General features: G+C 63.4%; 9 protein-coding genes. All 9 read right to left on the reverse strand.

The window, feature by feature from the left end:
* Positions 1–383, reverse strand: a 383-nt coding sequence (locus Q0D45_RS20505; protein WP_293397477.1) for a phospholipid-binding protein MlaC, incomplete at its 3' end; no start/stop codon positions are given.
* Positions 384–414: 31 nt separating this feature from the next.
* Complete coding sequence (gene mlaD, locus Q0D45_RS20510) at positions 415–963, reverse strand: outer membrane lipid asymmetry maintenance protein MlaD (RefSeq protein WP_293397479.1); 549 nt, start codon at positions 961–963, stop codon at positions 415–417.
* 29 nt (positions 964–992) lie between these two features.
* On the reverse strand, positions 993–1757 hold the full coding sequence (gene mlaE, locus Q0D45_RS20515; protein ID WP_293397481.1) for a lipid asymmetry maintenance ABC transporter permease subunit MlaE: 765 nt from the start codon (positions 1755–1757) through the stop codon (positions 993–995).
* A complete protein-coding gene (locus Q0D45_RS20520) occupies positions 1754–2572 on the reverse strand; it encodes an ABC transporter ATP-binding protein (RefSeq protein ID WP_293397483.1) in 819 nt (272 codons plus the stop codon). Before Q0D45_RS20520 ends, mlaE begins: the two co-directional genes overlap by 4 nt.
* Positions 2573–2693: 121 nt before the next feature.
* On the reverse strand, positions 2694–3344 hold the full coding sequence (gene lipB, locus Q0D45_RS20525) for a lipoyl(octanoyl) transferase LipB (RefSeq protein WP_293397485.1): 651 nt from the start codon (positions 3342–3344) through the stop codon (positions 2694–2696).
* Positions 3337–3723: a type II toxin-antitoxin system VapC family toxin gene (locus tag Q0D45_RS20530; protein WP_293397487.1), complete on the reverse strand. Its 387-nt coding sequence runs from the start codon at positions 3721–3723 to the stop codon at positions 3337–3339. The genes lipB and Q0D45_RS20530 overlap by 8 nt, the downstream gene beginning before the upstream one ends.
* 17 nt (positions 3724–3740) lie before the next feature.
* Positions 3741–3980 (reverse strand): type II toxin-antitoxin system Phd/YefM family antitoxin, encoded by a 240-nt coding sequence (locus Q0D45_RS20535; protein ID WP_293397489.1) that lies wholly within the window; start codon positions 3978–3980, stop codon positions 3741–3743.
* A 62-nt stretch (positions 3981–4042) separates the two neighbouring features.
* Positions 4043–4324: a DUF493 domain-containing protein gene (locus tag Q0D45_RS20540; RefSeq protein WP_293397491.1), complete on the reverse strand. Its 282-nt coding sequence runs from the start codon at positions 4322–4324 to the stop codon at positions 4043–4045.
* Between the two features lie 32 nt (positions 4325–4356).
* Complete coding sequence (locus Q0D45_RS20545) at positions 4357–5526, reverse strand: D-alanyl-D-alanine carboxypeptidase family protein (RefSeq protein ID WP_293397493.1); 1170 nt, start codon at positions 5524–5526, stop codon at positions 4357–4359.
* Positions 5527–5557 lie beyond the last annotated feature (31 nt).

Genomic DNA, 5557 nt, shown 5'->3' on the forward strand with positions numbered 1-5557 from the left:
TTCTCGCCGAGGCGCACCGGCAGCCAGTCGATCTGGATCGAGTTGTAGTTGTCGAGCATGGCGTTCGCATAGGCGCGAACCATCATGTTCTTGAACGCGGCTGCAAAACGGCTGCGCTGCTCCGCCGTCGCCGCCTTGTAGTTGGTGGCCAGCACCAACTGGGCGATGTAGGGAACATCGAAGCGCGGCACCACGACTTCATCGACGGCCTGGTAGAACTTCGGCAGATCGGCGCGGTAGGCCTTGTAATTGGTCTGGATCAGCTTCTGCAGCTGTTCGGTGGTGCCCTTCAGCGCGGTGTCCGGCGTGGCCGCAGCAGGCGCCGCTGCGACTTGCGCAGCGAGACCGAAGCCGAGGATCAGGGTCAGGAATTTCTTCAACATGGGGTGCTCCAGCGGATATGTTTCGATGAGTTCACTTCGCAGGAGCCGGGGCCGGCCCATCACTCTTGGGGGCGGCCTTCGGTTCGGCGGATTCTTCGGACTTCTTTGCGGCGGACGGTTCCTTCTGGGTAAACGAAGTCAGGAACTGGCCGATCAGATTTTCCAGCACCAGCGCAGACTGGGTGAAGGCGATTTCGCTGCCATTCTTCAAAGGCTCCGGATCGCCACCCGGTTCCAGACCGATGTACTGCTCGCCGAGCAGGCCGGCGGTGAGGATCTTCAGATTCGAATCACTCGGAATATTGTTGCGGCTGCCGTCGATTTCCATGCTCACCACGGCCTGGAAGGTTTCCGGGTCGATGCCGATCTCGCGAACCCGGCCGATGCGCACGCCAGACAGCTTCACCGAAGCGCCGCGCGCCAGGCTGCCGGTGTTCTCGAATTTCGCGGTGATCGTGTAGCTGCTGCCGCTGTCGCCGACCGAATCGAGGCTGGCCACGCGGAAGGTGAGCACGAACACCGCCGCGATGCCGAGGCACACGAAGAATCCGACCAGGAGTTCAAGGCTTCTTGATTGCATGATGAGGGTCCAGTCTGGTCTTGGGTCGCTTAACGGAACATGAAGGCGGTGAGCACGAAATCCAGCGCCAGAATTGCCAGCGACGACACCACCACGGTGGAGGTCGTGGCGCGTGAAACACCTTCGGAAGTCGGCGCTGCGTGATAGCCCTGGTAGACGGCGATCCAGCTGATCGCCAGGCCAAACACGGACGACTTGATCAGCATGTCGCGGATGTCGCCGCCATGCATCGACTGGTTGATCTGCGACCAGTAAGAGCCGTCGTCGACGCCCAGCAACTCGACGCCGATCGCGTGACCGCCGGCAATGCCGATGGCCATCATCGAAAAGATCGACACCAGCAGCGGCATCGCGATCAGGCCGGCGATGAAGCGCGGCGCGATCACCCGCTTGATCGGATCGACCGCCATCATTTCCATGCCGGCCAACTGGTCGGTGGCCTTCATCAGGCCGATTTCTGCAGCCAGCGCGGTACCGGCACGGCCGGCGAACAGCAGGCCGGTGACCACCGGACCCAGCTCGCGGACGATCGACAACGCCACCAGCACGCCGAGGCTCGACGCGGCGCCAAAATTCACCAGCGTGCGATAGCCCTGCAGCGCCAGCACCATGCCGATGAAGCTTCCGGAAATGATGATGATGATCAGGCTCAGATTCCCGACCGAATAGATCTGCTGGATGATCAGCCGGGGCCGCAGCAGCGCGCCGGGGATCGCCGCGAGAATCGTCAGCAGAAATAGGGTGGCCCGGCCCAGGCCGCGCAGTCCCTCGGTGGCCGGGGTCAGAAAGTTCATGCGCGCCCCGCCATCAGGTCCTGCTCATAGGTCGTTGCCGACTTGTAGTGGAACGACACAGGGCCGTCCGCTTCACCGTTCAGGAACTGGCTCACCAGGGCCGATTTCGAGTTGCGGATTTCATCCGGCGTGCCGTGATCAAGCACCTTGCCGCCGGAGATCACATACACGTAATCGGCAATCTTCAGCACGTCCTCGACGTCATGAGTGACGATCACCGAAGTCAGCCCGAGTGCCTGGTTCAAGCCCCGGATCAGTCGGACCAGTACCCCCATCGAAATCGGGTCCTGACCGGTGAATGGTTCGTCATACATGATCATTTCCGGCTCCAGCGCGATGGCGCGGGCCAGCGCCACACGGCGCGCCATGCCACCGGAAATCTGTTCGGGATACAGCGCCGCAGCGCCTCTGAGACCCACCGCTTCCAGCTTCATCAGCACCAGATCGCGAATCATCGATTCCGGCAGCTTGGTGTGCTCGCGCAGCGGAAAGGCGACGTTCTCGAACACCGTGAGATCAGTCAGCAGCGCGCCGCTCTGGAACAACAGGCCCATGCGCTTGCGCAGCTCGAACAATTCGCTGCGCGACTGCGCGTGGACGTCGATGCCGTCGAACTCGATGCTGCCCGACGAAGGCTTCCACTGGCCGCCTATCAGACGCAGCAAAGTGGTCTTGCCGGTGCCGCTTGGACCGAGGATGGCCGTCACCTTGCCGCGCACGATGTCGATATCGATGCCGTCGTAGATCACGCGCGGACCGAACGCAAAACGCAGTGATCGAACGCGAACCAGCGTGTCGGAGGTGTCCGGGTTCATCGAAACGGGCTATTGAGGGAGGGCTGAAGCAGACTTGAAACTATACGCGATGACTCCCGCATTGGAGGCCCAGCGCCGCGATTGGTTCCCGGTGAAGCGTCCGCCCGCTATCGCTGCAGAGTCAGAGCTTCGCGCGAAGTGCAGCAATCAGATCGCTTTCGACGAGCAAGCAATCGGCCGGCCCGCCGAGCTCGGAAACCTGGGTCATGCGCATGTCGAGCAGGCCGCAGGGATTGATGCGTGCGAACGGCGCCAAGTCCATCGCCACGTTCAGCGACAGGCCGTGATAGCTGCAGCCTCGGCTGATGCGCAGACCAAGGCTGCCGATTTTCCGGCTACTGAGGCGCGGGCCGAGGCCGTCATCGAACAGGCCACTGACATAGACGCCTGGCGCATCAGCCCGCGCCGCCGCTGTGATGCCATAGCGGGCCAGGGTGGCGATCATCGCGTCCTCCAGCCGGGTGACCAGCGAGCGGATGCCGTAACCGCGACGGGCGATGTCGACCAGCACATAGATCACCACCTGGCCGGGCCCGTGATAAGTGACCTGGCCGCCGCGATTGCTCTGCACCACCGGAATGTCGCCGGGGTTCAGCAGATGCTCCGGCTTGCCGGCCTGGCCCTGGGTGAAGACCGGCGGATGCTCGACCAGCCACAGCTCGTCCGGCGTTTCCGCAGTGCGCGCCGCGGTGAAGGCGCGCATCTCCTCGTAAACCGAGCTGTAGTCGCGCCGGCCGAGTGACCGGACGGCGATTGCAGGGTTTTCAGACAAGACGGATCGGCCCTGGGTAAGCGGCGACGGCGTTATCGGAGGTCAGCAGCAGCAGGCCTTCGAGCGTCGCCTGGGCAACCAGCAGGCGATCGAACGGGTCCTTGTGCAGCGGCGGCAGGGAAGCGATACCGACCGCATGCTGGCTGCTGATCGGCAGTTCGGCATAGCCGTTGTCGAGCAGGCCACGGCGCAGCAGGCGCGGGTCGACCCGGAAATCGCCGCGGCCAAGCCCGCACTTGATGCTCACTTCCCAGAGGCTGGCGGCGCTGAATATCAGATTGTTGGCTGGGTCAGCCAACAATCCGCGCGTCTCCACTCCGAGCCGCTCCGGCATGCCGGCTGCCCACAGCAGCAGATGGGTATCGAGCAGTAGTTTCATGGCGCGAACAAATAGACTCAGGCGCCGAACAATTGCTCGATCTCGCCTTCGCCCATGCGGTCGAAATCGTCAGGTACGACGATCGCGCCGACGAGAAAGCCGAGCCGGCGGGCAACGTTGCCGGTCGGTGCGTCGAGCGCCACCACCTTGACCATCGGCTTGCCGGCCTTGGCGATCTGGAACGGCTCGCCGTTCGCGGCTTGCTCGACGAGCCGCGACAGATGAGTTTTCGCTTCGTGGATGTTGATCGCTTCCATGAGGCCTCCGAGTAAACTAACTTTGATTAGTCTAGTCGGGCGTCCGCGATGTCGCAAACGCGCTACAGCGCCAGAATCACGCCCGGATCACTGGTCACCGCCTTGATCACGCGGTCGAGCTGTTCGGCGTCTTCGGCGGTGAAGTTCAGGGTCAGGCCCAGATATTTGCCGCCGCTGGACAGCCGGCGCGAGGTGCTGATCTCGGCACCCGGCGCCAGCAGGGCCTGCACCACCTGGGTGATCCGCACGGCCGTTTCTTCATCCGGGCGGATGAAGATCTTCAGCGGAAACTCGCAGGGATAGGTGAGCCCTGCGGGTGTCTTGGTGGCTTCGTCGTCGCTCATGGGCGTCGGTCAGGCGGTGGGGCGGGCGGGGCTCAGAAGCCGATCCAGAGCTTGATCTGGTCGATCAGGCGGCGCCAGAAGCCGCCGCTCTGGACTTCGGTCAGCGCGACCAGATCGACAGTCTTCAGCACCTTGCCGTCGACGCTGATCGTCGCCTTGCCGAGCACTGCGCCCGGCGCGATCGGGGCGATCGCGCGCGGTGACAGTTCGTTCTGCACCTGCATCGTTTCCTTCGAGCCGCGCGGGAAGGTCAGACGAACCGGTTCCAGGGTGCCGACCTGCACTTCGCTGGCGGCACCCTTGTAGACCTTGATCGTGCCGACGGCTGCGGCCGGGCCGAACAGGCTGGCAGTTTCGTAGAAGCGGAAGCCCCAGTTCAGCAGTTCCAGGCTGGCCTGTTCGCGGTAGGCCCAGGTCTGGGCGCCCATCACGGCGGAAATCAGGCGGCGGCCGTCGCGGCTCGCCGAGGTCAGCAGGCAGTAGCCGGCGGCGCTGGTGTGGCCGGTCTTGATGCCGTCGACACTCGGGTCCTTGATCAGCAGGCCGTTGCGGTTTTCCTGGGCGTGATCGATGCCGTATTTGAACGAGCGTTCCGAGTACATCTTGTAGTACTCGGGAAACTCGCGGATCAGTGCGCGGCCAAGGATCGCCAGGTCACGGGCGGTGGTGTAGTGCTGCGGGTCCGGCAGGCCGCTGGCGTCGACGAAATGGCTGTTGGTCATGCCGAGCTTCTTGGCGGCATCGTTCATCAGATCGGCGAAGGCTTCTTCGCTGCCGGCCAGATGTTCGGCGAGCGCGATCGACGCATCGTTGCCGGAGACGATGATGATTCCGCGCAGCAGATCCTCGATCTTCACCCGGCTGCCCAGGGTCAGGAACATCCGCGATTCGCTGGAATCCTTGCCTTGGCGCCAGGCCTTTTCGCTGATCAGCGCGGTGTCATCGAGCTTCAGGCGGCCTTTGCGGATTTCGTCGAAGGCGACGTAGGTGGTCAGCACCTTGGTGATCGACGCCGGCTCGACCTTGGCATCCGGATTGTTGCCGGCCAGCAGTTCGCCGCTGTCGAAATCGAGCAGCGCGTAAGCCTTTGCCTCGATCGCCGGAGCTTCCGGGATGGTGACCGCGCGGGCTGGCGCGGCCGCGACGATGACGGTCGTGGCGACCAGAAGCAGATTACGGGCAAAGCGGAACGGGAGGTTCATCCGGAGAATTCGAGCTGACGTAGGCAAAACA

Origin of the sequence: Nevskia sp., assembly GCF_023266035.1 — a bacterium.
Classification (GTDB): Bacteria; Pseudomonadota; Gammaproteobacteria; order Nevskiales; family Nevskiaceae; genus Nevskia.